At 42.3% G+C, this 26244-nt stretch carries 25 protein-coding genes, 1 other RNA gene and 2 pseudogenes; 26 read left to right on the top strand and 2 right to left on the bottom strand.

Annotated elements, in window-relative coordinates:
* Positions 1–91 precede the first annotated feature (91 nt).
* From HMPREF2904_RS07545 to HMPREF2904_RS07530, 4 genes and pseudogenes are all read left to right on the top strand, one after another.
* Complete coding sequence (locus HMPREF2904_RS07545) at positions 92–1153, top strand: AAA family ATPase (protein WP_049474198.1); 1062 nt, start codon at positions 92–94, stop codon at positions 1151–1153.
* 10 nt (positions 1154–1163) lie between these two features.
* Positions 1164–1355, top strand: a pseudogene (locus tag HMPREF2904_RS07540) (hypothetical protein); the annotation flags it as partial.
* A 24-nt stretch (positions 1356–1379) separates the two neighbouring features.
* Positions 1380–2156 carry an NUDIX domain-containing protein gene (locus HMPREF2904_RS07535; protein WP_070661534.1) on the top strand — a complete coding sequence of 259 codons (777 nt, stop codon included), beginning with the start codon at positions 1380–1382 and terminating at the stop codon, positions 2154–2156.
* A gap of 129 nt (positions 2157–2285) precedes the next feature.
* A complete protein-coding gene (locus HMPREF2904_RS07530; protein ID WP_070661531.1) occupies positions 2286–2972 on the top strand; it encodes a YoaK family protein in 687 nt (228 codons plus the stop codon).
* 463 nt (positions 2973–3435) lie between these two features.
* Here HMPREF2904_RS07530 and dusB read toward each other — a convergent pair whose 3' ends face one another.
* Together dusB and hslO are read right to left on the bottom strand one after the other, a co-directional pair.
* Positions 3436–4413, bottom strand: coding sequence for a tRNA dihydrouridine synthase DusB (dusB, locus tag HMPREF2904_RS07525; protein ID WP_049474202.1), 978 nt, complete (start codon positions 4411–4413; stop codon positions 3436–3438).
* Positions 4400–5272, bottom strand: a complete 873-nt coding sequence (gene hslO / locus HMPREF2904_RS07520) for an Hsp33 family molecular chaperone HslO (RefSeq protein ID WP_049518472.1) — start codon at positions 5270–5272, stop codon at positions 4400–4402. Before hslO ends, dusB begins: the two co-directional genes overlap by 14 nt.
* 319 nt (positions 5273–5591) lie before the next feature.
* Between hslO and HMPREF2904_RS07515 the strand changes: the two genes are divergently transcribed.
* From HMPREF2904_RS07515 to HMPREF2904_RS07405, 22 genes and pseudogenes are all read left to right on the top strand, one after another.
* Positions 5592–6884, top strand: coding sequence for an adenylosuccinate synthase (locus HMPREF2904_RS07515; protein ID WP_014714023.1), 1293 nt, complete (start codon positions 5592–5594; stop codon positions 6882–6884).
* 214 nt (positions 6885–7098) lie between these two features.
* Positions 7099–7743, top strand: a complete 645-nt coding sequence (locus tag HMPREF2904_RS07510; protein WP_003002091.1) for an HAD family hydrolase — start codon at positions 7099–7101, stop codon at positions 7741–7743.
* 118 nt (positions 7744–7861) lie between these two features.
* A complete protein-coding gene (locus tag HMPREF2904_RS07505; protein WP_024055403.1) occupies positions 7862–8152 on the top strand; it encodes a hypothetical protein in 291 nt (96 codons plus the stop codon).
* Between the two features lie 161 nt (positions 8153–8313).
* A complete protein-coding gene (locus HMPREF2904_RS07500) occupies positions 8314–9891 on the top strand; it encodes an ATP-binding cassette domain-containing protein (protein ID WP_003012890.1) in 1578 nt (525 codons plus the stop codon).
* Positions 9892–10193: 302 nt separating this feature from the next.
* Positions 10194–10703 carry a tRNA adenosine(34) deaminase TadA gene (gene tadA, locus HMPREF2904_RS07495; RefSeq protein ID WP_070661528.1) on the top strand — a complete coding sequence of 170 codons (510 nt, stop codon included), beginning with the start codon at positions 10194–10196 and terminating at the stop codon, positions 10701–10703.
* 38 nt (positions 10704–10741) lie between these two features.
* Positions 10742–10837: signal recognition particle sRNA small type (gene ffs / locus HMPREF2904_RS07490), an RNA gene on the top strand.
* A gap of 485 nt (positions 10838–11322) precedes the next feature.
* Positions 11323–12672, top strand: coding sequence for a glucose-6-phosphate isomerase (locus HMPREF2904_RS07485; RefSeq protein WP_008808173.1), 1350 nt, complete (start codon positions 11323–11325; stop codon positions 12670–12672).
* A gap of 186 nt (positions 12673–12858) precedes the next feature.
* The gene (locus tag HMPREF2904_RS07480; RefSeq protein ID WP_001000837.1) at positions 12859–13659 is read left to right on the top strand and encodes an SDR family oxidoreductase; all 801 of its coding nucleotides are present in this window, start codon (positions 12859–12861) and stop codon (positions 13657–13659) included.
* Between the two features lie 62 nt (positions 13660–13721).
* Complete coding sequence (locus HMPREF2904_RS07475) at positions 13722–15548, top strand: BglG family transcription antiterminator (RefSeq protein WP_080981318.1); 1827 nt, start codon at positions 13722–13724, stop codon at positions 15546–15548.
* Positions 15548–16045 (top strand): transcriptional regulator GutM, encoded by a 498-nt coding sequence (locus HMPREF2904_RS07470; protein ID WP_001086645.1) that lies wholly within the window; start codon positions 15548–15550, stop codon positions 16043–16045. Before HMPREF2904_RS07475 ends, HMPREF2904_RS07470 begins: the two co-directional genes overlap by 1 nt.
* Positions 16042–16587 carry a PTS glucitol/sorbitol transporter subunit IIC gene (locus HMPREF2904_RS07465; protein WP_001015684.1) on the top strand — a complete coding sequence of 182 codons (546 nt, stop codon included), beginning with the start codon at positions 16042–16044 and terminating at the stop codon, positions 16585–16587. Before HMPREF2904_RS07470 ends, HMPREF2904_RS07465 begins: the two co-directional genes overlap by 4 nt.
* Before the next feature lie 13 nt (positions 16588–16600).
* On the top strand, positions 16601–17581 hold the full coding sequence (locus tag HMPREF2904_RS07460; protein WP_020992831.1) for a PTS glucitol/sorbitol transporter subunit IIB: 981 nt from the start codon (positions 16601–16603) through the stop codon (positions 17579–17581).
* A gap of 98 nt (positions 17582–17679) precedes the next feature.
* Positions 17680–18051, top strand: coding sequence for a PTS glucitol/sorbitol transporter subunit IIA (locus tag HMPREF2904_RS07455; RefSeq protein WP_008808177.1), 372 nt, complete (start codon positions 17680–17682; stop codon positions 18049–18051).
* A gap of 440 nt (positions 18052–18491) precedes the next feature.
* Positions 18492–18968 (top strand): annotated as a pseudogene (pgi, locus tag HMPREF2904_RS07445) (glucose-6-phosphate isomerase); the annotation flags it as partial.
* Positions 18969–19244: 276 nt separating this feature from the next.
* A complete protein-coding gene (locus HMPREF2904_RS07440) occupies positions 19245–20333 on the top strand; it encodes a hypothetical protein (RefSeq protein ID WP_070661526.1) in 1089 nt (362 codons plus the stop codon).
* Between the two features lie 108 nt (positions 20334–20441).
* Positions 20442–21149 carry a hypothetical protein gene (locus HMPREF2904_RS07435; RefSeq protein ID WP_070661523.1) on the top strand — a complete coding sequence of 236 codons (708 nt, stop codon included), beginning with the start codon at positions 20442–20444 and terminating at the stop codon, positions 21147–21149.
* A gap of 5 nt (positions 21150–21154) precedes the next feature.
* Positions 21155–21844: a hypothetical protein gene (locus tag HMPREF2904_RS07430; RefSeq protein ID WP_070661521.1), complete on the top strand. Its 690-nt coding sequence runs from the start codon at positions 21155–21157 to the stop codon at positions 21842–21844.
* 14 nt (positions 21845–21858) lie between these two features.
* The gene (locus HMPREF2904_RS07425; RefSeq protein WP_083307548.1) at positions 21859–22767 is read left to right on the top strand and encodes a hypothetical protein; all 909 of its coding nucleotides are present in this window, start codon (positions 21859–21861) and stop codon (positions 22765–22767) included.
* 65 nt (positions 22768–22832) lie between these two features.
* A complete protein-coding gene (gene dapD, locus HMPREF2904_RS07420) occupies positions 22833–23531 on the top strand; it encodes a 2,3,4,5-tetrahydropyridine-2,6-dicarboxylate N-acetyltransferase (protein WP_003016885.1) in 699 nt (232 codons plus the stop codon).
* Positions 23532–23737: 206 nt separating this feature from the next.
* Positions 23738–24871 (top strand): N-acetyldiaminopimelate deacetylase, encoded by a 1134-nt coding sequence (locus tag HMPREF2904_RS07415; protein ID WP_070661515.1) that lies wholly within the window; start codon positions 23738–23740, stop codon positions 24869–24871.
* Between the two features lie 109 nt (positions 24872–24980).
* Positions 24981–25520 carry a 5-formyltetrahydrofolate cyclo-ligase gene (locus tag HMPREF2904_RS07410; RefSeq protein ID WP_049491407.1) on the top strand — a complete coding sequence of 180 codons (540 nt, stop codon included), beginning with the start codon at positions 24981–24983 and terminating at the stop codon, positions 25518–25520.
* Positions 25504–26181 carry a rhomboid family intramembrane serine protease gene (locus HMPREF2904_RS07405; protein ID WP_045759973.1) on the top strand — a complete coding sequence of 226 codons (678 nt, stop codon included), beginning with the start codon at positions 25504–25506 and terminating at the stop codon, positions 26179–26181. The genes HMPREF2904_RS07410 and HMPREF2904_RS07405 overlap by 17 nt, the downstream gene beginning before the upstream one ends.
* The last annotated feature ends 63 nt before the right edge of the window (positions 26182–26244 follow it).

The following is a 26244-nucleotide window of genomic DNA, read 5'->3' as shown; positions in this document are numbered from 1 at the left end:
TTTATAAAAAACTATTGACAGATGGAAAATATAGTTTATAATAAAAACATAAAGAAAATCTATTTATAAAAAATTATAAAAAGGAGTTCATATGAAAAAAGAAAGAATTACCCTGGTTTTTGGAACCTTTGCGCCTCTTCATCAAGGGCATATTGACCTAATCCAGCGGGCCAAGCGTCAGTGTGATCGCGTTCGTGTCATCGTATCTGGTTATGAAGGGGATCGTGGCGAAGAAGTCGGGTTGACCTTACAAAAACGCTTCCGTTATATCCGCGAAGCCTTCTCTAATGATGAGTTGACCCAAGTCTATAAGTTAGATGAGACAGAACTTCCTCGTTATCCCTTGGGCTGGGAGCCTTGGTTACAAACAGCCCTAGACACCATCCAGTATCAAACAGAGACAGAAGAGTTGATCTTTTATGTAGGGGAGAAAGCTTACAAGGAAGAGTTGGAAGCTAGAGGGTTTGAAGTTCATTTAGAAGAGCGTCGCTTCGGGATCTCTGCTACCATGATCCGGGAAAATCCAAGCAAATACTGGAAATACATTGCCCAGCCCTTCCGTCGCCAGTTCACAAAAAAAGTCTTGATCATGGGGAGCGCCAGCAACGGGAAAACGACCCTTGCAAAGGACTTGGCTCGCTTTTACGATGCACCTGTTAGTCTGGAGTATGCCCGTGAATACCAGATCAAGAACAATGTGCGGGATGATGAACTCACACCAAAAGATTACTATTACCTACTCTTAGGACAGTATGATCAAACCTCTAAGCTCATCGATAGTAGTGCCAATCGAGGCCTTGTCATCGCAGATACCAATTCCCTGGTGACCAAGGGTTATTACGACTACTACATGGAAGTCGAAGGTCAGGATACCAGCATGACCGACACCTTCGACAACCTCTTTGTCAGTATTCTGTCCAAAGAAAAATGGGATTTGATCCTTTTTGTACAGCCGATCGGCTCTTATGTCAATGATGGTTTCCGAGATATGACCATGGCTGACGAAGAGATCCGCACCAGCTTTTCAAATTACCTAGACCAATTGCGCCAGCAATACCTAGGAAACATTCCGACCACTTTCCTCGCATCAGACTACCTCGGCAACTACGAAGAAGCCAAGAAGGTGATCGATGCCATTTACCAAGCCGACTAAGGAGCAGCTTATGAAAAACCTATCTGAAAAATTCACAACCTTTATCCAAGACTTTAAAAATGTTCACCAAGAAGCGAAAAAACAAGGCTTTGTCAATATTATGAAACTCCTGTGGAAGGACCTTTTTGTAGGACGCACAGCCTTTCAATGGATCTATCTCCTGCTTCTTTCCAGCGTTCCCTTCTTCTTAGAATGGACCAAAGCCCTCAAGAAGGAGGTGGCTTAGATGGCAAGTCTCTCAATTCCAGCAGGAATGACGGAGAAAGAGTATTTTGAGACGGTCGCTAGTGAAGCAGACTTTCTCAAGTGGTACAAGGAGCAAGATCTGCCAACTTATGAAACTCCAAGTGTCACAGCGGACATGGTGGCTTACTGTTTTGTTGATGGACAGCTCAAGCTCTTAGCCATTCGCCGCAAGGCCCACCCTTATCAACACCGCCTCGCCTTGGTGGGGGGCTTTGTGAACAAGGATGAAGATGCGACTCATGCCTGTATCCGAGAAGTCAAAGAAGAAGTTGGGCTCGATCTGCCAGTGAATAAGGTGGAGCAGCTCATGACAGTTTCCACCCCTGGGCGGGACCCCAGAGGCTGGGTCATTACCATCGCCCATCTGGTCTATCTGCCGGCAGAAGCAGTAGACTTAGCCCATGCAGGTGACGATGCCAAGGAAGTTGTTTTTCTCGATGTCGACTTCAAAAAGTCCCAGTGCTTGCTAGAGGGAAAGGTTTTAACTGCTTCTGATTTTGCTTTTGACCACTACCAGATTATTCAAGAATCGATCAAGCGGATTCAGGGACGTCTCGACTGGAATCCAACCTTCCTCTATCTGTTAGAGGAGCCTTTCACCGTTTATGAAGCAACCGAATTGGTCAATTTGATCAATCCAGGACGTCCCATCGTTAGCAATAACTTCCTCGTAAAATTCGGAGAATTCGTGGAAGAAGTGGGTGTCAAGCGAGTACCTAAGAAAAAACCACGCAAGACCTATCGTCTAAAACAGTAGATCGAGCGAGGTTCATTCTACCAGCCCTCCCTTACTTTTAGTAACGGAAGGGCTTTTTCTGATTTTTCCAACTCCACTTGTGTGTAAAGTGGTATAATAAACATAATTGAGATCAAAAGAGACAAGACTATGGAAGAAAAAATAATTTTACCACAAAATACACGACTGATGGGGGCTCTGCTTGGTTTTATCGGAGGAGGCCTCGATGTCTTTTGCCACATGCACTACCGGAGTTTGGTCGCGACCCAAACGGGGAACCTCCTGCTTCTCATCGCTGATTGGCACGATCCCCGTGTCGAAAATACCATCATGCGTTTTTCATCTATTCTATTTTTCTCGATCGGCTTTGTGGTTGCCCTCCATATCAAAGAATATCGCAAGACAGCCTTTTGGCGAACCAAGATGTTGATTCCTTTGTTTGTGGTGACACTCCTGATTCCCTTGGTGTCTGTCATACCACCTGTAGAAGTTCCCTTTATTGCTTTTGGGACAGGGATGATGATGTTGACCTTTACAGGAAGCTTGATTGAAACCCACCCTTACGTGATCTTTATGACTTCTGGTAATTACCGCAAGATGCTGACGGCCTTGTACCGAATCACTCGAGGAAAGGGAGATTTGGACGAGTATCGGCGTCAGGCCATGAATTACGGGATTGTTGTTGGAAGCTTTGTTGCAGGAGCTATTAGCGTAGCCATCCTCATGCATTTCATTCACCAATGGGCCATCTGGCTGATCACAGTGAACCTCTTTTTGATCATGACCTACTACACCGCCAGAGTTAAACAACTCGGCCTGCAAACAGACAATCTATAAAAACAGGACCTCACATGAGGTCCTGTTTTAGATTAATGACAAAGTCATCTTAGAAACTTTCCTTAGGTGAGTACGGACGTCAGCGAACTTCTTTGAAGTTCCATGACTTAGTTTTGAGCCTAAGGTCTCAAAACTCCCGAGTGCCTGAAACAATCGTGTTTCAGGCACCTTTCTCACAGCGGAAAGTTTCGGTATTTTTTTGATTCGCTCAAAAAATTAAAACATATTTATATTTCTTTGCAGAATTGCTTAACTTATTTTATTTAAAAATAGTACAGAGAGTGGGACAGAAATCGGTAATTCGTTAGAATTCGATTTCGTCGTCCCACCTCCGAACAGTTGAGTAGGGCTGTAAAAACTGATGAAATCAGCGTAGTAGAGCCCACTCAACCACTGCGTCTTGCTCGACAATTCAAAGATAATTGAGAGGCTAGGACTTTTGTCCCAGCCTCTTTTTGTATTTCTATACTTTTAATTGTAAGAGTTCTTCAATCTCAGCCAGAGTGCTAGCTTGCGAGATGGCGCCACGGAGTTTGGCTGCACCAGAAGTCCCACGGAGGTAGTGAGGGGCGAGGCCACGGAATTCACGAACGGCAATGTGCTCACCTTTGAGATCGATCAAGCGTTTCAAGTGTTCGTAAGCAATCTTCATCTTGTCTTCAAATGTCAAATCAGGCAGGATTTCTCCTGTTTCAAAGTAGTGGTTGATTTGGTTGAAGAGATAAGGATTCCCCATAGCAGCGCGACCAATCATGACCGCATCAGCACCGACTTCTTCGATCCGTTGTTTGGCATCTTGAACTGTGCGGATATCTCCGTTTGCGATAAATGGAATCTTAGTCAGGGCTTGTGCAACCTTGTGAAGGGTCTCAAGATCCGCATGCCCCGTATACATTTGCTCCCGAGTTCGCCCATGCATGGCAAGGGCAGAGACACCCGCAGCTTCGGCAGCGAGGGCGTTCTCAACTGCTAGGGAAGGATCCGACCAACCCGTCCGCATTTTAACAGTGAGGGGGATATCGAGGACGGATTGAACCTTATTGATGATGGAGTAGATCTTGTCTGGGTCCTTGAGCCACATCGCACCAGCCTCGTTCTTGACGATTTTATTCACCGGGCAACCCATGTTGATATCGACGATATCGGTCTTGGTATTTTCTTGGATAAATTCAGCTGCGCGTGCCAGGCTATCTTCGTCACTTCCAAAGAGTTGGATCGATACAGGGTTTTCCCCTTCATCGATATGGAGCATGTGAAGCGTCTTTTCATTGTTGTACTGGATTCCCTTGTCAGAGACCATTTCCATCACAACGAGCCCTGCCCCCAGTTCTTTGGCAATGGTCCGGAAAGCTGAGTTGGTCACTCCGGCCATTGGGGCTAGGACGGTACGGTTAGGGATTTCGACATCCCCGATCATAAATGGCGTATTAAGATTTGTCACGAATGAGTTCCTCCAAGTCATTTTCGTCAAAGTGGTAGTGTGTTTGGCAGAATTGGCAGGTAATCTCTGCACCGTGATCTTCATCTTTCATCTCTTTTAGATCATTAGCTGGCAGACTTGCTAAAGCGTTCAAGAAACGCTCATGGCTGCAGTCGCACTGGAAGCGAAGTTCTTCTTCAGAGAGACGTTTGAAAGGTTCATCCCCATAGATAGCAGCAAGAAGAGCTTCAATGTGGTCTTCAGATTCCAAAAGTGTTGAAATAGCAGGCATTTCTTGGATGCGTTTTTCAAAGCGTGCGATTTCTTCTTCCTTGGCATTTGGCAAGACCTGGAGCAAGAAGCCACCCGCCACCTTGACCTTGTCTTCGTCATCCAAAAGGACATTGAGCCCAACTGCAGAAGGTGTTTGTTGGCTTTCCGTCAGATAAAAGGCCAGGTCTTCTCCGATTTCACCGGTTACAAGAGGGGTCATGGAGTTATAAGGATTTCCCGTACCATAGTCAGTGATGACCAGGAATTCTCCGTTTCCGACAAATGGTCCCACCAGAACTTCACCAGTTGCCGTCTTCTTGATATCCACTCCAGGATTTTGCACGTAGCCCTTAACATTTCCCTTGGTATCTGCCACGGTGATGATGGCTCCGAGTGAGCTAGTCCCAAGGACTTTGACCGTAATTTTAGTATCTCCTTTCTCGTTTGCTGCCAAGATTTGACTGGCAATGAGGGTACGGCCAAGTGCGACTGTGGAGCTAGCTTGTGTATGATGTTTTTCTTGGGCTGTTCGTACGGTTTCTGTACTGTCTAGTACATAGGCACGAAAAGCGCCGCTTTCTGAGATAGTTTTAATAATTTTGTCCATACCTACTATTTTAGCATAAATCAAGCAAAGTGGGGACAAGGAGAATTCCGAAAATCAGCCGTTTCAGAAGAAGGGCAAGAAGAAAAGAAAATTCCGAACGTTATTTCTAGAAAGAAGCCATTTCCAAGTAAAAGACGAGTTTCATAGAGAAGTTGGTTTAAAAAAGGAGGAGAAAAATAAACGATAGCCGAGTGGATCTTGAAAAAACATCAAAAATTGCTTATAATAGAGTGTAAGACAAACTTGCAGGTGAGACTCCTGCCCTTAGTTTGAAGAAAGGCATAGATAGCATCCTATCTATGGTATATGAAAAAGAATTATGACATCAGTAGTTGTAGTAGGAACCCAATGGGGTGATGAAGGAAAAGGGAAGATTACTGACTTCCTATCAGCCAATGCAGAAGTCATTGCTCGCTACCAAGGTGGGGACAATGCCGGTCACACCATCGTGATCGACGGCAAAAAGTTCAAGTTGCACTTGATTCCTTCAGGTATCTTCTTCCCTGAAAAGATTTCTGTCATTGGGAATGGGGTTGTGATCAATCCTAAGTCATTGGTCAAAGAGTTGGCTTATCTTCATGAAGAAGGTGTGACAACAGACAGTTTGCGCATTTCAGACCGCGCCCATGTCATCCTTCCTTACCATATCGAATTGGACCGTCTCCAAGAAGAATCTAAAGGAGACAACAAGATCGGAACGACGATTAAAGGGATTGGCCCAGCCTATATGGACAAGGCTGCACGTGTGGGAATCCGGATTGCGGATCTATTGGATCGCGACGTCTTTGCAGAACGCCTTCGCATCAACTTGGAAGAAAAGAACCGTCAATTTACCAAACTCTATGATGCAGAGGCTCTTTCATTTGACGATATCTTCGAAGAATACTATGAATATGGTCAACAAATCAAGCAATATGTAACCGATACTTCTGTCATCTTGAACGATGCTTTGGATAACGGCAAGCGCGTGCTCTTTGAAGGAGCCCAAGGGGTTATGTTGGATATCGACCAAGGAACTTATCCATTTGTTACTTCCTCAAACCCTGTTGCTGGTGGGGTGACCATCGGATCAGGTGTCGGCCCAAGCAAGATCGACAAGGTTGTTGGTGTATGTAAAGCCTATACCAGCCGTGTCGGTGACGGACCATTCCCTACGGAACTCTTTGATGAAGTGGGTGATCGGATCCGTGAAGTCGGTCATGAGTATGGGACAACTACAGGACGTCCACGTCGTGTTGGTTGGTTTGACTCAGTTGTCATGCGCCATAGCCGTCGTGTCTCAGGAATTACTAACCTTAGCTTGAACTCGATCGACGTTCTATCAGGCTTGGATACGGTGAAAATCTGTGTAGCCTACGACTTGGATGGGGAACGCATCGACCACTACCCAGCAAGCTTGGAGCAACTCAAACGTTGCAAACCAATCTATGAAGAATTACCAGGCTGGTCAGAAGACATCACAGGTGTCCGCCACTTGGATGAGCTTCCAGAAAATGCCCGCAACTATGTCCGCCGTGTCGGTGAATTAGTTGGTGTGCGCATTTCAACCTTCTCAGTCGGACCAGATCGTGACCAAACCAATATCCTTGAAAGTGTGTGGTCTAGTTTATAAGCAAATGAAGATAAGAGAGTGGGACAGAAATCGGTCATTCGTTAGAATTCGATTTCGTCGTCCCACCTCCGAACAGTTGAGTAGGGCTGTAAAAACTGATGAAATCAGCGTAGTAGAGCCCACTCAACCACTGCGTCTTGCTCGACAATTCAAAGATAATTGAGAGGCTAGGACTTTTGTCCCAGCCTCTTTTTGAAAGCAGAAAGAGGAAAAAATGTATCAAACGATTTTATTTGACCTAGACGGCACCTTGACCAATTCAGAACTAGGGATTACCAACTCGGTGGCCTATGCCTTAGGAAAATATGGGATTCAAGTGCCAGACAAGAAAGCATTGAGAGTTTTCATCGGTCCGCCCTTGCAGGAGTCTTTTGAGCGCTTTTATGGATTTTCTAAGGAAGAATGTTTAAAGGCCATTGACTACTATCATGAGTATTTTTCCGAAAAAGGCCTTTATGAAAATGAGGTCTATCTAGGCGTTCCTGACTTGCTGGCTTCTCTCAAGCAGGCTGGCAAACAGTTGATTGTAGCTACGTCAAAGCCTGAAGAATTTTCCATTCAAATTCTCAAACACTTTGGTTTGTATGATTATTTTGACTTTGTCGCTGGTGCGACCATGGATAGAAAACGTAGTAAAAAAAGCGATGTTATCCAGTATGCCTTGGAGCAAAATGGGATTACAGATTTGGCGCATACCATCATGATTGGAGACAGGGAGCACGATGTGCTTGGCGCTCAAGCGCAAAAGCTTGATTCTATCGGTGTCCTTTATGGCTTTGGAAGCAGGGAAGAATTGGAAGAAGCCGGCGCCACCTATATTGCTCAAGAAGTTGGCGAAATTGCAGCTTTTATAGGATAACCTTTTCCAAAATATTAAAAGTTGGAACTTTTCTAATCTGCTGAATATTGCTTGATTCAATATTTCTATCGGTGTATACTTACTGTAGGTTAAGTAACACAGATTAAGAGGTGATAATATGAATTTGTCACGATATATATTAAAATATAGTACTGATGATGGTACGTTGTATTTTAATACTAAAACCAATCATTCATTTTTTCTTACGAATGAATTGAATAGAGTAGTCGACAGCAATGATGTGATTAGGAAAGAGTTTCATGCTTATCTTGATAAAAATAAATATTTAAGTGAGGGTGAGTATGAGGTCGAAAAGTATCTATGTAAAAGTGTGAAGGAAAAAATTCGTAAAAATTTAGCACTTTTCGCTTTGTCAAAATCTTATAATGACATTTTAGATGTGGACTAGAAAGGAAGATATCATGAAGGTTAAAGTGAATAACAAATTCGATGACAAAATGAATGCTAAACCTAGAGTATTTAACTATAATTGTGATTGTAAATAATCACGATTTTAAATAAATTAGAGAAGAGGGTTGTGCTAGCCCTCTATTTTGATGGATGATAATTATGAGAAATATTTATAAGTACATTGATAAGAAGTATCTTTTTCCTATTTTTTTAGGGCGTATTGTGAATAGTGGTTTGGTGTTGGCGCAACCTCTGATTTTAACGAAGGCCTTGAAGTTAGATCAAAACGGCCTTTCTTATGGAAAAATTCTCAATTTTGTTTTATTTGGTTTGTCTGTCTATCTTGTTATTTATAGTCTGATGCTGTTTTCAAACTATTCGCACAATATATTCCGAAGAGAAATCAACAAAAGTGTCCGTGCCCTTTTATTTAAGAAAGTCATATTGAATCCTAAATTTTCCAATGATGAAAAAGTTAGTCTGCTAACTCAAGATATGGAATATGTGGGCGATAATTATTTGGAAAATATAAATGTTATGGTGAGTTGGGGATTTGTCGCCCTTGTTACAGCCATTTATATTGTTTCACAAAATTTTCTCTTAGGACTTATTTTTGTCATTTTTACGATTATGAGACCTATTCCTCAGTTCATCATGAATCGTCGTTTACAAGATTCGGGAGACAGCTGGTCCAAGCTTAGAACGAAATTACATGGGCTTGTCTCGGATAGTATGCAAGGCAGCCAAACCTTACGGATTAATCAGGCCATGAGGCTGAATGAAGAGCGCGTGAATGATTTAAACGGAGAATATCAAAAAGCCATCCAAAGATTTTGTTTCACACATAATATTATTTTTTTCTTTAATGGATTTATGGTCTTTTTTAGTCAGGTTGTTCCTCTTGCTTTAGGCTTTTATTTGAGTTTACAGGGAAATTCTATTTCTATTACAAGCCTCATCTCTATGTATGTTGCTGCGGGGATGCTGGTAGAACCGATCCAAACTCTGATGTACAGTGCAGCCAATCTCCAAGGTGCCTTGCCGACTGCGAACCGCCTGTTTAAGATTATCGAGGAAGAACCTGATTTCGAAGAGACAAAGGATCAATTTGTTGAAAATCTCGAATCGTTGCGCTTAAATCATATTTCAAAAAGTTTTGCTGAACGTCAGCTTTTTTCTGATTTGACGGCGACGATTTCAGTAGGTCAGAAGGTCTTAATCAAAGGACCGAGCGGGTCTGGAAAGACGACTCTTTTTCGCTTGATTTTAGGAGAAGAAGTATGTGATGAGGGTGACATTTTCGTTCAGTATGATGGAAATCAAATAACGAGTCATTTCCAAGGGAATATCGGTTTAATTAGCCAGCATCCCTTCCTGTTTAACGATACTATCCGCTATAATCTAACTTTTGGTCAGCCTTTTCAGGACCATGAATTATTGGAGGTATTGGACCGAGTTGGCTTAATAGATGAATTTCAGGATATTTTGAATGTAGAAATTCATAATAATGGTGAAAACATTTCAGGAGGTCAGCGTGTCAGATTAGAGTTGGCTCGTTTTCTCTTACGCGAGAAGGATATTTTATTAGCGGACGAAGTGACATCAGCTTTGGACGAAAAAAATAGTCGTCTGGTTAGAGACCTAATCTTTTCTTTGCCGATCACGGTACTAGAAATAGCCCATCATATTGATGAAGAAGAGCGCTATGACCAAATCCTTGAGTTACGTAAAGGATGAGCGATGCCACAATAGTTGGTTCTGCGACAAAGCGGATAGTAGTAAGCCAGCAATTTGTCAGATATTTTTGAGATTCTAAGTGGTGATATTTCCAAAATCATCAATACTCAGAGAACTTAAGCTCTATTTAAGATAGGCCAGCTATACTAGAAGCATAAACAAAGACCTCCTAACTTTGTTTAAACCTCCTAAACTTTTTCATAATAATCTCCCATAAGAGTCGCCCAATCGGCGGCTTTTTTTGTGAGTCGTAAGCTGCCTATGGTATAATGAACAAAGAAACTAAAAGGAAGAAGGAAGAGATGGACTACACGATAGAGGAAAAAGCGATGTTTATGAGGGAAGCCCTGAAGGAGGCGGAGATTGCCCTCGCCAATGATGAAATACCGATTGGCTGTGTCTTGGTCAAGGATGGTCAGATTATCGGGCGTGGACATAATGCGCGTGAGGAGCTGCAGCGGGCGGTCATGCATGCGGAAATCATGGCGATCGAGGAGGCCAATCAGTGTGAAAATAGCTGGCGCCTGCTGGATACGACGCTTTTTGTCACGATTGAGCCCTGTGTCATGTGTAGTGGTGCCATTGGTCTAGCTCGGATTCCCCAGGTGATTTACGGGGCGACCAATCAGAAGTTCGGTGGAGCAGGTAGTCTCTACGACATTTTGGCAGATGAACGCCTCAATCACCGAGTCGAAGTAGAAACAGGAATCTTGGAAGCAGAATGTGCAGCCATCATGCAGACCTTCTTCCGCCAAGGTCGAGAACGAAAAAAACAAGCCAAACTCGCAGCCAAGGCCGAAACACAAGAATAAAAACCGGACCTTTGCAAATCGAACAAATTATGATATAATACCTATCGGAGCAACAGTTCTGCGTGAAGCGGGTCAGGGGAGGAATCCAGCAGCCCTAAGCGAAGTGAACTGTGTGCTCTTTTCTATTGCTCTTGATGAGTCAAGTCCAAGGGACGCAGAAGAATCCTAGAGCAATGGATGCAGTTTTTCCCGCTAGGGAAAAAGCTGTAAACCTATGATAGCCCTTAGTGAATCAAGTCCAACGGACGCGGATGAACTTAGGTGCATTGACGCAGTTCGAACAAAGTGAGAACTAGGTTCCGAAGTATAATGAATCAAGCCTAAAAGGTGCAGATGAATATTGGAGCAGCGAATCTAGTTTGAACGGACCTGAAATGAATTCAGCTGACATCCAATCTTAAGAAGCGTATTTGTTTTCTTGTCAATCAAAATTGTTCTTCTCAATAGGCCTAAAATTTGTTGTCTTACGCAAACGAGTGCTCTCGGTTATGTCCTAAGGTTAGCTTATTTAGAAAAATAGTATAGAATATAAAATGTAAACGTTTTAAAATAGTGAAAGCACTTGCTTATTTTTTCTTAAAGCGTTATCATAAAAGAAAAGAACAATTGGAGGATAAACATGTCACATATTAAATTTGACTACTCAAAGGTGTTAGATAAATTTGTAGCACCACATGAACTAGATTATATGCAGCCTCAAGTGACTGCTGCAGATTCTGCTCTGCGAAATGGTACAGGTCCTGGGGCAGAAATGACTGGCTGGTTGAACTTGCCTGAAGAATATGACAAAGATGAATTTGCTCGTATTCAAAAGGCTGCTGCTAAAATCCAATCTGATAGTGAGGTATTGATCGTAATCGGTATTGGTGGTTCCTATTTAGGAGCTCGTGCAGCTATTGATTTCTTGAATAATTCTTTTGTAAATCTACAAAGCAAGGAAGAACGCAAGGCACCTCAAATCCTCTATGCTGGAAATTCTATTTCTTCAAGCTATTTGGCTGATTTGGTAGACTATGTATCAGACAAAGATTTCTCTGTCAACGTTATTTCTAAGTCAGGAACGACTACAGAGCCTGCTATTGCTTTCCGTGTCTTCAAAGAACTCTTGGTTAAGAAGTATGGTCAGGAAGAAGCAAATAAACGGATTTATGCAACTACAGACCGCGCTAAAGGTGCAGTTAAGGTTGAAGCAGATGCTAATGGCTGGGATACTTTTGTAGTGCCTGATAGTGTAGGTGGTCGTTTTACAGTATTGACAGCAGTGGGACTCTTGCCAATCGCAGCTGCAGGGGCTGATATCAGCAAGTTAATGGAAGGAGCAAATGCTGCTCGCAAGGCTTATGCTTCTGATAAGTTGGCTGAAAATGAAGCATATCAATATGCAGTTGTACGCAATATCTTGTACCGTAAAGGTTATCTGACAGAAGTTCTAGCTAACTATGAACCATCTCTACAATACTTCTCTGAGTGGTGGAAGCAACTGGCTGGTGAGTCAGAAGGGAAAGACCAAAAAGGGATTTACCCAACTTCAGCCAACTTCTCAACAGACTTGCACTCTCTGGGACAATTTATCCAGGAAGGTACCCGTATCCTCTTTGAAACAGTTGTACGTGTAGATAAACCTCGCAAAAATGTGCTGATTCCTGAATTGGCAGAAGACTTGGACGGTCTTGGCTACTTGCAAGGAAAAGATGTTGACTTTGTCAATAAAAAAGCTACAGATGGAGTGCTGTTAGCACACACTGATGGTGGAGTTCCAAATATGTTTGTGACACTGCCTGAGCAAGATGAGTTCACTTTGGGCTACACTATTTACTTCTTTGAGTTGGCTATTGCTCTTTCTGGCTACCTGAATGGTATCAATCCATTTGACCAGCCTGGAGTTGAGGCTTATAAGAAAAACATGTTTGCCCTTCTTGGAAAACCAGGCTTTGAAGAGCTGGGTGCTGAGCTGAATGCACGCCTTTGATTCTTATATGCCTTGAGTTCATTTAGAGTATAAAAAGAGATCCACAAGTTCATTTCTTGTGGATTTTTTAGTACAAGCCTCATAATTAGTTTATTATTTTTTTGAACAGTATAAAAAAGAGTGTCTTAATTCTTTTATGAAAGCGCTGTATAATTGCCTTGTAAATAAAATTTGAGAGGTATCAAAATGAATGATTGGTTAAACATAAAAGGCAAAACAGTTCTTGTGACTGGCGCGTCATCTGGGATCGGTAAGGCAATCGTTGAAGAATTGCTGGAATTAGGTGTCAATGTAGCGAATTTCGATCTTAGCGACAACGATTTGCGTCATCCAAATCTATTATTTGTAAAAGTTGATGTAACTTCTCGCTCTGAAGTAGAAGAGGGTGTTGCCAAAATAGTTGAAAGATTTGGCAATATTGATGCAGTGGTCAATAATGCAGGGATTAATATCCCTAGATTATTAATCGATGCAGAAAATCCTAAAGGTCCTTACGAATTGGACGATGAGACGTTCGAAAAAGTAACGATGATTAATCAAAAAGGTTTGTATCTGGTTAGTCAGGCAGTGGGACGTATTTTAGTGAAAAATGGAAAAGGTGTAATTGTGAACATGGCTTCAGAAGCAGGCTTGGAAGGTTCTGAAGGACAAAGTGCCTATGCTGCCACAAAAGCAGCAGTCTATAGTTACACTCGTTCATGGGCAAAAGAGCTGGGTAAGCATGGTGTACGTGTGGTTGGAATTGCTCCAGGAATTATGGAAGCTACGGGACTTCGAACTCTTTCTTATGAGGAAGCTCTTGCTTATACCCGTGGAAAGACGGTAGAAGATATTCGAGCTGGTTATGCTTCAACTTCAACAACTCCTTTGGGACGAAGTGGTAAACTACGGGAAGTAGCTGACCTTGTAGCATTCTATATTTCAGACCGTTCTAGCTATATAACTGGAGTCACTACAAATATTGCCGGGGGGAAAACTCGCGGTTAAAAAAATGAAGGTGAGGAAGAGAGTTGACCATAGTAAATCGATGGTATAACATTTTAGAAAAAATGGTCTCACAGCCAACTTATTCCTTGGTAGATATGCGCTCAGAGCTGGATATTAGTATGCAAACCTTGCAAAAGAGTATCCAACAATTAAATGATGTTTTGGCTCCGAGTATCCAGATTATCTCACAAGATGATAAGTTAATGTTAGAGGTGTATGACTATACTGAGTTGGAAAGGATTTTATCTGGTAGTTTAAAACGGGAGAGTGACTTCAATTCTTCCAGTAAAAGAATTGCCTATTTACTAAAACGTTTAATTAAGTCAACCTCCCCTCTTCTTATTGACGACTTGGCTGAGGAGGCAGGTGTTAGTAGAAGTACCCTTAATAAGGATTTAAAACAAGTAAAATCTTTGGCAGAGAGTTACTCTATCACTATTTCAGGAAAGCCCAACCGTGGGCTGGAGGTCTTGGGGTCCGAGCTGAATTTGCGCTTGCTCTATATTCACCAAGTGGCCCCTTACTTTGAAGGAAAGACACTCACCGAGGCAACATCTTCTTTTCTGGAGACGCTACTCCAGGAGTATAAAATCCCGAAAGAAACAAAGGAACTCCTTCGAAAGACAATTTCAATTATGGTGGAGCGTATTTATGCATCTAGGGTGTTGAGTTGCCCTATTCCTTACTATAGGAATGATTTAACAGAGACACCTTTGGTTGAAAAATTAATCTATCATATTGAGATGACTTATAAGATTTCCCTCAGTCAGTTTGAAATAGACTTTTTGTGTTTTCCGTTTAATATCCGTTTTATTGACACTTTAAGCAAGCCGTCTTATCAATCTGAACAGCTTGCAAACATTTTTCAAGGGATTGTCAAGAAAGTCAAAGAAACAATGTTGGTTAACTTTGATGATGAAGAATTATTTGAAGAAATCAAGTCTCATCTAGGCCCCTTAATCAATCGACTGATTTTCCATGTGCAAGCTAATGATATATTCCATGGCGAGGTTCAAACTCAATATCCTTTTGCTTTTGAAATGGCGAAAATTGCTGGAGAAGAACTGTCTGCAATTTTTGGTTCTGAATTGGAATTATCTGAAATCGGATATCTGGCTTTGTATTTTGAAATGATTTTAAGAAAGCAAAACTCTGTTGTAAATGGTTCTCGCAAGCAGATAGCAGTAGTTTGCACAACAGGAAGAGGAACTGCTGCGATGATTATTCAGCAACTCAGACGAATCCTTGGAAATGATGTAGACATTACTCAGTATTCTGAAGAGGATTTTAATCTGGATTTGAATCAGGACTATTTCGCGATTTTTACGACAGTTCCTCTAAAATATAAAGATTCTAAATCTCCAGTCATTCAAGTTAATCATCTTTTTGATGATCAATGGCTGCGGGAAGAATGGCAGAGGGCCAATGCTTTTCATCAAAAAAATCTAGAAACAGTCAGCTTACGTTTTCTTCGGTTGAGTCCCCAAAAAACCTATCAGCAATACTTGCTAAATATGGTTGCAGAGTTAGAGAAACTTCAGATGATTGATGAAGGTTTTAGAAATCGGATAATTGATAGGGAGAAAAAACAATCAACCATTTTTGGTGGAGGAATTGCCTTCCCCCATACAATTAACCAGGGTTATGCAAAGACTATTTTAATGTTTGGAAAGCTAGAAGAGCCTTATCAAAAAGGAGATGATTGGATTGAATTTATCTTTCTAGTCGCCATTCCCTCAGAAATTGAAAGCAAAATGGAGAGTGAATTGCTGGAATTGTATGACGACATTTTTCGAATTGCAGGAGAGCCTTCTCTAAAAGAAGCTTTGAGGGCTGTAGAAACAGAGACAGAGTTTCTATCATTTTCTAAGAGCAAAGGAGTATTTTAATGAATTCGCTAATAATTTTCGCTGTATTTGTCATGGCAGCTTATATATTTCAAATGTTCCTCGGCTGGCAGCAACTCAAAGACTTCAATAAGACCTATACGATGCTCCGAAGACTGGGGCGCGTAGCGATTGGCAGGAAGTCCGGAAGAATCAAATCCGGTACGATTGTCATGTTCGCGGTTGATGAAAACGGTCGGGTTCTTAAAGCTAGCAAAATGCAAGGAGTCACAATCTTAGCACGTTTTCAAAATATGGACGATTATGTTGGAGAAGACATCCATTATTTTGACAAGTATAATCCTCTTGTGAGAAAAGAAAATAAGTTGATGCAATCAGCCATAGAAGATGCTAGAAAAGTCTATCTTTGGCATGAGGCAGGTATTGAGAAAGAGACAAGTTCATCTGATTCTTTTCTGGGATTCGGCTTTTATGCGAATTACTTACAATTATCTATTAAACAGTTATTTAAAAAAAATAAGAAAGGGAGTTCCTTATGAATCACATTACAAATTTTGCAGAGAGTTTTATGAAACTCTTCCAATTAGGTGGAGAAACCTTTATTAGCTGGATGACAAATATTGTACCGCTTGTCTTAATGCTATTGATTGCAATGAATACCCTTATCGCTTTCTTGGGAGAAGAGAAGGTCAATTCCCTGGCTAAGATTTCTGCCAAAAATCCTGTTAGCCGGTATATGATTTTACCTTTCATTTCAGCCTTTATGCTGGGGAATCCGATGGCAATCAGTATGGGACGTTTCTTACCAGAATATTATAAACCTAGTTTTGTAGCAGCTCAGATGCAGTTCTGCCATACTTCAAATGGTGTATTTCCGCATATCAATCCTGGGGAATTGTTTGTATGGATGGGAATTGCAACAGGAATTCAAACTTTAGGTTTAAGTCAAATGGACTTAGCCATTCGTTACATGCTTGTTGGGCTTGTCATGAACTTTGTAGGCGGTTGGGTGACCGATTTTACAACTGCTTATGTAGCAAAACAGCAAGGTGTTACCTTGAGTAAAACATTTGATTTATAGAAAGAGTGAAATTATGTCATATAAGAGTATAAAAGTTGTTAAAGGAAATGGCGGTTTCGGAGGACCTTTGGTCATTACACCTAGTGAAGCTAAGCATAAATTCATCTATATCACTGGCGGAGGAGAAAAGCCAGATATTGTGGATAAAATTGCTGATTTGACCGGTATGGAAGCTGTTAATGGGTTTAAAACTTCTATCCCAGATGAGGAAATTGCTTTAGCAATCGTGGATTGTGGCGGTACTCTTCGCTGTGGTATTTATCCTAAAAAGGGGATCCCTACAATAAATATTGTAGCTACAGGGAAAAGTGGGCCTCTAGCTCAATATATAACCGAGGAAATCTATGTGTCAGCAGTTGGCCTTAATCAAATTTCTGCTGCTAATGAAGACGAAAAAGCGACAACTGTGGTAACAGAAAAGCCAACTTACGATACTAGTAAAAAAATTACAGAGCAAAAAGCTGAAACAAGTATTGTAGCAAGAATTGGGATGGGCGCTGGGAAGGTCGTTGCGACTTTCAACCAGGCTGCTCGTGAAGCCATCCAAACAATGCTCAACACGATCATTCCTTTCATGGCCTTTGTTTCCTTGCTGATTGGGGTTATTCAAGGTTCAGGTGTTGGAAATTGGCTGGCAAAATTAATGGTTCCCCTAGCTGGGAACATCTGGGGACTCATTTTGATTGGCTTTATCTGTTCCTTGCCATTCCTATCTCCTTTGTTAGGCCCCGGAGCTGTTATCAGTCAGATTATTGGAACCTTAATTGGAGTTGAAATCGGCAAAGGGAATATTCCGCCCCAAATGGCTCTGCCAGCTATATTTGCTATCAACACTCAAAACGGTTGTGATTTCATTCCTGTAGCACTCGGTCTATCTGAAGCCAAGGCTGAAACAGTTGAGGTTGGTGTCCCTTCTGTGCTTTATTCACGCTTTCTCAATGGTGTTCCGCGGGTGCTAGTAGCTTGGATAGCTAGTATTGGCCTTTATCAGTAAACCTTTGATAGATGCACGTAAACATAGCAACTATTATGTTAAACTTATCTATAAGCATAAGTTTATGACAGATTTGAGAAAGGATGAATAGGAATTAGATGAAGAAAATTTTTGAAGCTAAAGTAATTCAAGTGGGGCCTGAAGCTCAGAATATGATTCAAGATGCCAATATGCTCATTTTGTTTGGAGAAGAAGCTCCGGAAGACTTAGCAGAGTATTGTTTTAAAATCGATAACAAAAATCTTCTAGGTGCAATACTAGAAGGTGGAAAGCTGGTGGTAGATAGTCAGGAATATTCGATTACTGCCGTAGGAAATGTAGTAGAAAAAAATTTAACTGGACTGGGCCATATCACGATTTCTTTTGATGGTTCAAAAGAGGGCAGCCTGCCGGGCACTCTCCATGTTGCAGCAGACCAAGCAGTAGTAATTGAAAAGGACTCTACCATTCAGATTTTCGAAACTGCTTGACCATAACAAAATTTAAAATCAAGCAATTTAGAAACATAAAAGTCAAAAAAATTGATTCAGAGCTTGGACAAAAAGTCCAGGCTTCTGGGTCTAAATTAGAAAAAATAGATGACGCGGTGGTTGATTGGCATCTTCCTTCGCTTTTTAAGCCCCAAAGATTGCCTGATCAACTGTGCGGGGGTGGGAAGATGAACTTTTTAACTTGTTTGAAGTTCTTTCCCACTCCCTTTTTGATAGGGAAAATAATTTATGTTTTAATATTGTAAAATTTGTCATTGTTTTTCAATGTTTTCGCAATATGACAAATCAACAAAATTTATAAGGATAAAAGCATGCCAGAAAAAGACGGTCAAGGTCAAGCGCAAAGAGCTTGAAGTCAATCAAACTAGCCAGCCAGTGCAAGGGAATTTCCAGCAGATGCATCCATAAGGTGTGCCTGAACAGAAGGAAAAGACCAAAAAGGTATTTACCCAACTTCAGCAAACTTCTCAACAGACTTGCACTCATTGGGTCAATTTATCCAAGAAGGAACTCGTATCATGTTTGAAACAGTTGTCCGTGTGGACAAACCACGTAAGAACGTGATCATCCCTACATTGGAAGAAGACCTTGATGGACTTGGTTACCTTCAAGGGAAAGACGTTGACTTTGTAAACAAAAAAGCAACTGACGGTGTTCTTCTTGCCCACACAGACGGTGACGTGCCAAACATGTACGTAACTCTTCCTGAGCAAGATGCCTTCACTCTTGGTTATGCCATCTACTTCTTCGAGTTGGCCATCGCCCTTTCAGGTTACTTGAACGCGATCAACCCATTTGACCAACCAGGTGTTGAAGCCTACAAGAAAAATATGTTTGCCCTTCTTGGTAAACCAGGATTTGAAGAACTTGGAGCAGAACTCAACGCTCGTCTTTAATCAATAGACAAAACGATCTCGCAAGAGGTCGTTTTTTTACTTGCTAAACAAACTCATATTTTTGTCCCCTGGAATCAATTATAAAAACACGATCTAGTTATGTTTCTCAATCATATGGTTAACTGATTGCTATTGTCTCCCTTCGCAAGAAATTTTAAGATAAGTTTCTAAAAGGTCGGATATCTCTCCGATCTTTTTTAGTCTATCAAGACAGGAGTTGGTCCTTGCTTGGTTTTATGTTATAGTAGAAGAGAAGAATAAAAAGGAGAATTCGAAATGTCCGAGAAAGATCAAGAACAATTTATGAAACATACTCCCGTAGAGGGTGCGCCTCAATTTGATGTGGCTGCGCCAGCCTTTGTCCCAAAAGAAGAAGCCGAAGACATGGTCGTTCCAGAAGTTAGTGGCCTTTCAGTGACGGAGACGGAAGCAATGGAAGAAGAGGTAAAAGAGCCAGTTATTTCAGAAACGGTGGAGCTCCCAAAAGTGGATAAAACGACTGTTGAAGAAGATGCGGTAGTGCCTGCTGCTCCCCAACCGACCCCTCCATTCCAGCCTGCGCCTCAAGCTCCTCAAAATATGGCAGCTGAACCAGTTGGTCCACAAACAGTGCCTGTTTCTGAGACACCTATTCCACAAGCTCCTCTTTCTCCTGTTGGAAGACCGATGGATACTGCAGACAAGAAGGCGATTCGTTTTGCCCTTGGGATTTTAGTTGGGCTTCTTATCGGTGGAGTCAGTGGTTATTTGATTGGTCATGCTAGCCCTAGCACGTCATCATCTAGAAAGCAGACTTCTTGGTCAGGTAACCAGTCTGGTTCGTCTTCCAATATCGATTTGGATCAATTGACCGCAGAAGACGCGGAAGTTGATTTTAGCTGGAAACAGTCTGATATCGAGCAACTTCAGTTTTTAACAGGAAGTGATGCTGGGGAGACTCCTGAGGAAATGATTGAAGCTTATGGGAAAGCTAGCTCCGTTCAATTTGAAAGTGGAGAATTGAAATTATTTTGGGATGATAACTCTTATAATAAAGAGGTCAAAGCGACTTACTCTAAGAAAGGGAAAGAATTCCAGCTTGTCAAATTTGAATTTAATCAATTTGGGAAAAATCTTACGGTTGAGGATAACTTTGCAGATGGGTTCAAGGTTGGAGATAGTGAAACCGGTGCTGGAGGGACCTCTTACAAAGAGCTTTTAGAAAAATACGGTGATGCAGTCAATCTGACGGTGAGTTCATCTGATGATTCAGACGAGATAGAATTGGTCATGGACTTCCAAAAGAAAAATGGGGACTACGTGGATTTGACCTTTATTCGCCAAGAAAATGGAGATTTTCTCTTGAGCAGTAAAGACAGCTACTAAATCACTGAATAAAAGAAAGAGGCAAGCGCCTCTTTTTTGGGATAAGACGAGACAAATACGCTAATTTTCTATACAATAGAAAGAGTTTGAATAGAAAGAGCATGAAGGATGGAAGAAATGAAACAGTGGATAGAACGTCATAAGCGGATCCTCCAAAAAGCTGCAAGTGCTTTGCTGGCTTTTATGGTTGGTGTTTGCTTGGTGTTTATGATTCATCCAGTGAAAACCTTGCCCAAAGATCGCTTGTTGAGTTTGTCTCGCATGCAAGCAGACAGCCAGCGATTTGTCGCGTCTTCTTCCAAAGAGCCGGCTTTAGAAGACTTGTTGTCATTGGAGCTTGTAAGGGAAGAAGGGAAGACACAAAAAAATTGGGTGACTTTATCTGCATTCGTCAAAAAATTTGGAAAAGCAGCGAGTTTTACACAAGAAGATACGAGTTTTGGAGCGCAAGTCCAGCTAGGCTATGGGACTCCTGTGCAAGGGATTCATCCTTATACCATAGAATTTCAAAAGCAGGATGATACCTTTTATTTGAACTCGATTCAAAGCTTTTCACCCAAGTCGGCTCACTATCAGAGCAAAAAGAACGTAAAACTGGCAGATTTTACAGGCTATCAGACGCTAGATGGAAAAAAGGAAAAGGGAACAGCGGTAGAAGATGTTTTGAAAAAATCAGGTCTTCCCAATTCTCTTAGTTTGACCTCTGAAAAGGACAAGCAAGTCCTAGCCCTGTCTTATCAGGTGACAGATGGACTGGTCTCTTTAACCTTTGAACGAGACCAGACTGGTCAGTATCGTTTGACGAAGAAGGGGTGAAGCAGATGATCGAGTGGATGAAAAAGAATCGAAAAGAGCTCTTGCTGCCGTTTTTGTGTTTTGTTTTAGGGCTCTTACTTGCGATTGCAAGCATCCAGGTGCAGGAGCAAGGAACCGATACCAAGGAGGACCAAACGCTTTCCCATTTTCAACCAAAGGATTACAAGAATTTGGTCAGCAAGGAACAAGAAATCAAGCAGTTTAAATGGACCATCGAAGCTGTGGCGAATTTGAAAGTTCGTCTCAAGCAGAGTCAGCAACCAGGAACCCGCTTGGAAACAATTGTGACGAAATGGGGAAAAGCCCAAAAAGTTAAGTATACAAAGACAGCTCAAGGAGATAAAACCGTTCTTGTCTTGACTTATGCGGCTAAGCAAACCGATCAGGGTAAGAAAAGTGTAACCTTGTGGTTTGAACAGGAAAAAGACCAGGGGTATCGCTTGACGACAGTGGATGCGACGAATTTGTTGGACGCAAAAGAGAAGACAAGCAGTGAGAAAGAAATCACTACTGAAAAAGAGAAAAAAGGTACAGAATTCGCCCAGCTCATTAAGCAACTAGGAAATCCTCAACGCTTGGTCTGGGGGGAAATGCCAGATGGCGGAATGGGCTATCGCGCGACTTACCAGGTGCCAGGGCAGCCAGAAGTGGTGATGGAATTCAAGAAAAAAGCCAAGAAATTGGTGTTGGTATAAGAAAGGAGACATCATTGGACGATCAACGGACAGACATCAAGGCAGCTTCCTCTCACCAGGGTGGAAGCCGCTTGATTTCAGAAGCCGATCTGGCTTCAATAGGGGGGAGCAGGCATTCAGAACCAAGACAAACGGTACTAGACCCCCAATCGGATAGGACGAAAACCTACTCTCCTTCCTCTAAGAGTGAAGGGTCTTCGCTGGCAGCCTTTTTTGGTTTATTGGCCATGCTGGGATTAATTGCCTATCTGGCTTCAGGAGGTATTCATAGTTCTTCTACTACTAGTGAATATGGAAGCACTAGCTTGTCTTATGGAACTAGAAAGGAAACCTTGAGAGGTGGTACGAGTAGCTTGATTGCTCCGGAGAGGGAATTTCAGTTTCAAGTGACCTATGAGAAGGCCATTTCCCTGATTCCTGGTTTAAGTGAGGGGGATCAAGGTCGTCATTATTCAACTTCTCTGTCTCCACAGGAAGTGGTGGCTGTACTGGGGAAGGCTAGCAGTGGGGAAGAAACCTACCAAGAAGGTGGTGTCAGTCCTTTTATGACACAATTGGAGTATCAGTCTGAAGGCTCTCCTTCTTCCGTAACCGTTTTACTTTCAAATATTGGTGTTGATCGTTTATCTTCTCTTGATTTTAAAAACTTAAACAGTGAGCGATTAGCCAATAAAAATGGCAGTTTGAACAGAGAGGATTTTGCGAATATTACAGTCGGAACCAGCTATTCAGATCTTGTGAATACAGTAGGAATTCCTAGCAGTGTTTCTTGGTCGAGTATGCTGGGTTCAGAGTCCTTCTTAACCTTTTACTATAAGCTTTCTGATTCGCGCTCCGTCATTATTCACTTTGGAGGGAATCGAACTATCAGTGAAATCAAGGGTCTAGAAGATCCAGCGACATCAACTTCCACGTCGCCTTAGGTGTTCATCACACTAGGATTGTGGTATAATATGGATACCTTTAATTGAAATGAATGGAGAATCTCATGACTGCACAAAAAATGTCTGCTCAAGAAATTATTGCTTTTATTGGAAATGCAGAAAAGAAAACAAATGTGAAAGTAACCTTTGAAGGGGAATTGGCAACAGCTGTTCCTGCTTCTGTTACCAAGCTTGGCAATGTTTTGTTCGGTGACTGGAAAGATATCGAGCCCCTTCTTGCTAACTTAACTGAAAACAAGGATTATGTGGTAGAACAAGACGGCCGTAACTCAGCTGTCCCATTACTGGATAAACGCTACCTAAATGCGCGTATTGAACCAGGCGCTATTATCCGTGACCAAGTAACCATCGAAGACAATGCTGTCGTGATGATGGGTGCTGTCATCAATATCGGTGCTGAAATCGGTGCAGGAACCATGATTGATATGGGGGCTATCCTTGGTGGTCGTGCCACTGTTGGTAAAAACAGCCATATCGGTGCGGGTGCCGTTCTTGCGGGAGTCATTGAGCCAGCTTCTGCGGAGCCTGTTCGGATTGGGGACAATGTCTTGGTCGGTGCCAATGCTGTTGTGATCGAAGGAGTTCAAGTTGGAAACGGTTCAGTCGTTGCCGCTGGAGCGATCGTTACTCAAGATGTCCCTGAAAATGTGGTTGTAGCTGGTGTCCCAGCTCGCATCATCAAGGAAATTGACGAAAAAACACAACAAAAAACAGCACTCGAAGACGCCTTGCGTAATTTGTAAGATAGAAATGAGAGTGGGACAGAAATCGGTAATTCGTTAGAATTCGATTTCGTCGTCCCACCTCCGAACAGTTGAGTAGGGCTGTAAAAACTGATGAAATCAGCGTAGTAGAGCCCACTCAACCACTGCGTCTTGCTCGACAATTCAAAGATAATTGAGAGGCTAGGACTTTTGTCCCAGCCTCTTCTAATAGAAAGAAGACGACGATGACATTGGATTTAATCAAAATCAGACGGGATTTGCACCAAATCCCTGAAATTGGGTTGGAAGAATTTGAAACCCAAGCCTACCTCTTAGAGCGAATCGCAGAGATCACAGCGGGCAAGGACTTTGTTGAGCAACGGACTTGGCGGACCGGGATCCTGGTTTATCTCCATGGGTCTGCTCCTGAAAAAACTATCGGCTGGCGGACAGATATCGATGGCTTACCGATTGTGGAACAAACGGGCCTTGATTTTGCCTCCAAGCACGAAGGACGGATGCATGCTTGTGGTCATGATATGCACATGACGACAGCTCTTGGGCTTTTGGATCAACTGGTTCAAGTGCAACCAAAAAATAACCTGCTCTTTCTCTTCCAACCAGCTGAAGAAAACGAAGCTGGTGGGATGCTCATGTATAAGGACAATGCTTTTGGCGACTGGCTCCCTGACGAATTTTATGGTCTGCATGTGCGCCCTGATTTGAAGGTGGGAGACATTGCGACTAATACGGCTACCCTTTTTGCGGGAACCTGTGAAGTCAAGATTACATTTACAGGTAAGGGAGGGCATGCTGCCTTTCCACATGAGGCCAATGACGCTCTTGTAGCAGCCTCTTACTTTATTACCCAAGTCCAATCGGTCGTGAGTCGAAATGTCGATCCGATTGAAGGTGCTGTGGTGACCTTTGGTTCCATGCATGCAGGAACAACCAATAATGTGATTGCTGAGACAGCCTTCCTTCATGGGACCATTCGGACCTTGACTATGGAGATGAACCTTTTGACTCAAAAAAGGGTCAAAGCCATTGCAGAAGGAGTTGCAGCAGCCTTTGATGTGAAATTGGATCTGGAACTCAAGCAAGGAGGCTACCTGCCTGTGGAAAACCAACCAGAATTGGCCAAAGAACTCATGGACTTTTTCACAGCTGAGGAAGATGTGAACCTGATTGATATTCTGCCTGCGATGACAGGAGAAGACTTCGGCTTTCTCTTGAGCAAAGTCCCTGGTGTCATGTTCTGGTTGGGGATTGATACCCCTTATGCCTTACACCATCCGAAGATGAGCCCAAATGAAGCAGCCCTTCCCTTTGCTGTGGAAAACATTGGTAAATTTTTGAAAATGAAGGCCAACCAATAAAGGAATGATTCAACTCCGTCTGGAGTTGGATTTTTTCTTTGTTGTATAAAAACTGTTCGGATCTTTCCTAAAAAATGATACAATTAAAGCTAGACAAAAGGAGTAGGGAATGAAGAAAACACTACGAAAAGAAACCATTGCAGCCATGAAACAGTTGCCAGAATCCGTAAAAACTCAAGCAGATGAAGAACTGACTCAGCGCCTCTTGGAGTTACCAGCTTTTCAGGAGGCAAAGACCCTTGCGACCTATCTGTCTTTTGACCATGAAGTTTCCACAGCTGGCTTGATCCAAGCAGCTCTTCAACTTGGAAAACGCGTCTGTGTTCCCCGTACCTATCCACAAGGGCGAATGGAATTTGTGGAATACGATCCTAATATTTTGGAAAAGACACGCTTTGGTTTGTTGGAGCCCAATGAAAAAGGAAGGGTTGTGGATCAGTCAGAGATTGATCTGATCCATGTACCAGGCGTGGTCTTCCAGTCAAAAGGCTACCGAATTGGCTATGGTGGTGGCTATTATGATCGTTATTTGGAAGATTTTACTGGAAAAACGGTTAGTACGATTTATTCCATTCAGCAGAAGGATTTCCAGCCAGATACGTTTGATCAGGCAGTTCAGGAGGTGCTAGTCTATGAAGTTACTCTTTGATCGTCGTTATCCTGTGACCAGCCTCTTATTGCTCGTGACAACGGCAGTCTTTCTTTCCATGTTTATCCGATTTGGAGGCGACTACCAAACAGGTGCTGCTGTTTACTATAGCGGTGGTATTATTGGAGAGGTTGTGAAAGTCGATCCTAGCCAGTTATGGCGAATCGTAACAGCTACATTTGTTCATATCGGCCTAGAACATTTTGTGCTCAATATGATCACCCTCTATTACTTAGGACGTTTGGCAGAAGACCTCTTTGGATCGAAGGCTTTCTTAGCTCTTTATCTCTTATCAGGCATGATGGGCAATGTCTTTGTTGCTATTTTTACGCCAGATGTGATTGCAGCAGGAGCTTCTACAGCCCTCTTTGGACTGTTTGGGACCATTGGTGCTTTGCGCTTTATTGTCCAAAGTCCCTATATTCGCCACTTGAGTCAGTCCTATACCAGCTTGATTGTGGTCAATTTGATCTTTAGCTTCATGCCAGGGATCAGTATGGCGGGGCACATCGGTGGCTTAGTAGCTGGGGTCATGTTGGCTTATGTCTTTCCAGTAAGAGGGGAAGCTCGCTTTATGAACCGAACCTATCAGATGAGTGCAGCTCTATCTTATCTCTTACTTTTGCTTTATTTCTTAGGTAAAATCTTAACTCTATTTTAAGAAGAGGCTAGGACAAAAGTCCTAGCCTCTTAATTATTTTTGGATTGTCGAGCAAGACGCAGT

The organism is Streptococcus sp. HMSC072G04, from assembly GCF_001813295.1.
Taxonomy (GTDB): Bacteria; Bacillota; Bacilli; order Lactobacillales; family Streptococcaceae; genus Streptococcus.
The sequence above is the reverse complement of the archived record's forward strand: the minus strand, read 5'-3'. Positions and strand labels throughout refer to the sequence as shown.

Bases quoted from the DNA above. Each gene is read 5' to 3' on its own strand.
- HMPREF2904_RS07410 (WP_049491407.1), top strand. From the start codon at position 24,981: ATGAAGAAAACACTACGAAAAGAAACCATTGCAGCCATGAAACAGTTG.
- hslO (WP_049518472.1), bottom strand. From the start codon at position 5,272: ATGGACAAAATTATTAAAACTATCTCAGAAAGCGGCGCTTTTCGTGCC.
- HMPREF2904_RS07405 (WP_045759973.1), top strand. From the start codon at position 25,504: ATGAAGTTACTCTTTGATCGTCGTTATCCTGTGACCAGCCTCTTATTG.
- HMPREF2904_RS07505 (WP_024055403.1), top strand. From the start codon at position 7,862: ATGAATTTGTCACGATATATATTAAAATATAGTACTGATGATGGTACG.
- HMPREF2904_RS07500 (WP_003012890.1), top strand. From the start codon at position 8,314: ATGAGAAATATTTATAAGTACATTGATAAGAAGTATCTTTTTCCTATT.
- HMPREF2904_RS07465 (WP_001015684.1), top strand. From the start codon at position 16,042: ATGAATCACATTACAAATTTTGCAGAGAGTTTTATGAAACTCTTCCAA.
- HMPREF2904_RS07545 (WP_049474198.1), top strand. From the start codon at position 92: ATGAAAAAAGAAAGAATTACCCTGGTTTTTGGAACCTTTGCGCCTCTT.
- HMPREF2904_RS07510 (WP_003002091.1), top strand. From the start codon at position 7,099: ATGTATCAAACGATTTTATTTGACCTAGACGGCACCTTGACCAATTCA.
- dapD (WP_003016885.1), top strand. From the start codon at position 22,833: ATGACTGCACAAAAAATGTCTGCTCAAGAAATTATTGCTTTTATTGGA.
- HMPREF2904_RS07455 (WP_008808177.1), top strand. From the start codon at position 17,680: ATGAAGAAAATTTTTGAAGCTAAAGTAATTCAAGTGGGGCCTGAAGCT.
- HMPREF2904_RS07485 (WP_008808173.1), top strand. From the start codon at position 11,323: ATGTCACATATTAAATTTGACTACTCAAAGGTGTTAGATAAATTTGTA.
- HMPREF2904_RS07435 (WP_070661523.1), top strand. From the start codon at position 20,442: ATGGAAGAAATGAAACAGTGGATAGAACGTCATAAGCGGATCCTCCAA.
- HMPREF2904_RS07480 (WP_001000837.1), top strand. From the start codon at position 12,859: ATGAATGATTGGTTAAACATAAAAGGCAAAACAGTTCTTGTGACTGGC.
- HMPREF2904_RS07515 (WP_014714023.1), top strand. From the start codon at position 5,592: ATGACATCAGTAGTTGTAGTAGGAACCCAATGGGGTGATGAAGGAAAA.
- tadA (WP_070661528.1), top strand. From the start codon at position 10,194: ATGGACTACACGATAGAGGAAAAAGCGATGTTTATGAGGGAAGCCCTG.
- HMPREF2904_RS07460 (WP_020992831.1), top strand. From the start codon at position 16,601: ATGTCATATAAGAGTATAAAAGTTGTTAAAGGAAATGGCGGTTTCGGA.
- HMPREF2904_RS07470 (WP_001086645.1), top strand. From the start codon at position 15,548: ATGAATTCGCTAATAATTTTCGCTGTATTTGTCATGGCAGCTTATATA.
- HMPREF2904_RS07530 (WP_070661531.1), top strand. From the start codon at position 2,286: ATGGAAGAAAAAATAATTTTACCACAAAATACACGACTGATGGGGGCT.
- HMPREF2904_RS07440 (WP_070661526.1), top strand. From the start codon at position 19,245: ATGTCCGAGAAAGATCAAGAACAATTTATGAAACATACTCCCGTAGAG.
- HMPREF2904_RS07475 (WP_080981318.1), top strand. From the start codon at position 13,722: ATGGTCTCACAGCCAACTTATTCCTTGGTAGATATGCGCTCAGAGCTG.
- HMPREF2904_RS07430 (WP_070661521.1), top strand. From the start codon at position 21,155: ATGATCGAGTGGATGAAAAAGAATCGAAAAGAGCTCTTGCTGCCGTTT.
- HMPREF2904_RS07535 (WP_070661534.1), top strand. From the start codon at position 1,380: ATGGCAAGTCTCTCAATTCCAGCAGGAATGACGGAGAAAGAGTATTTT.
- HMPREF2904_RS07415 (WP_070661515.1), top strand. From the start codon at position 23,738: ATGACATTGGATTTAATCAAAATCAGACGGGATTTGCACCAAATCCCT.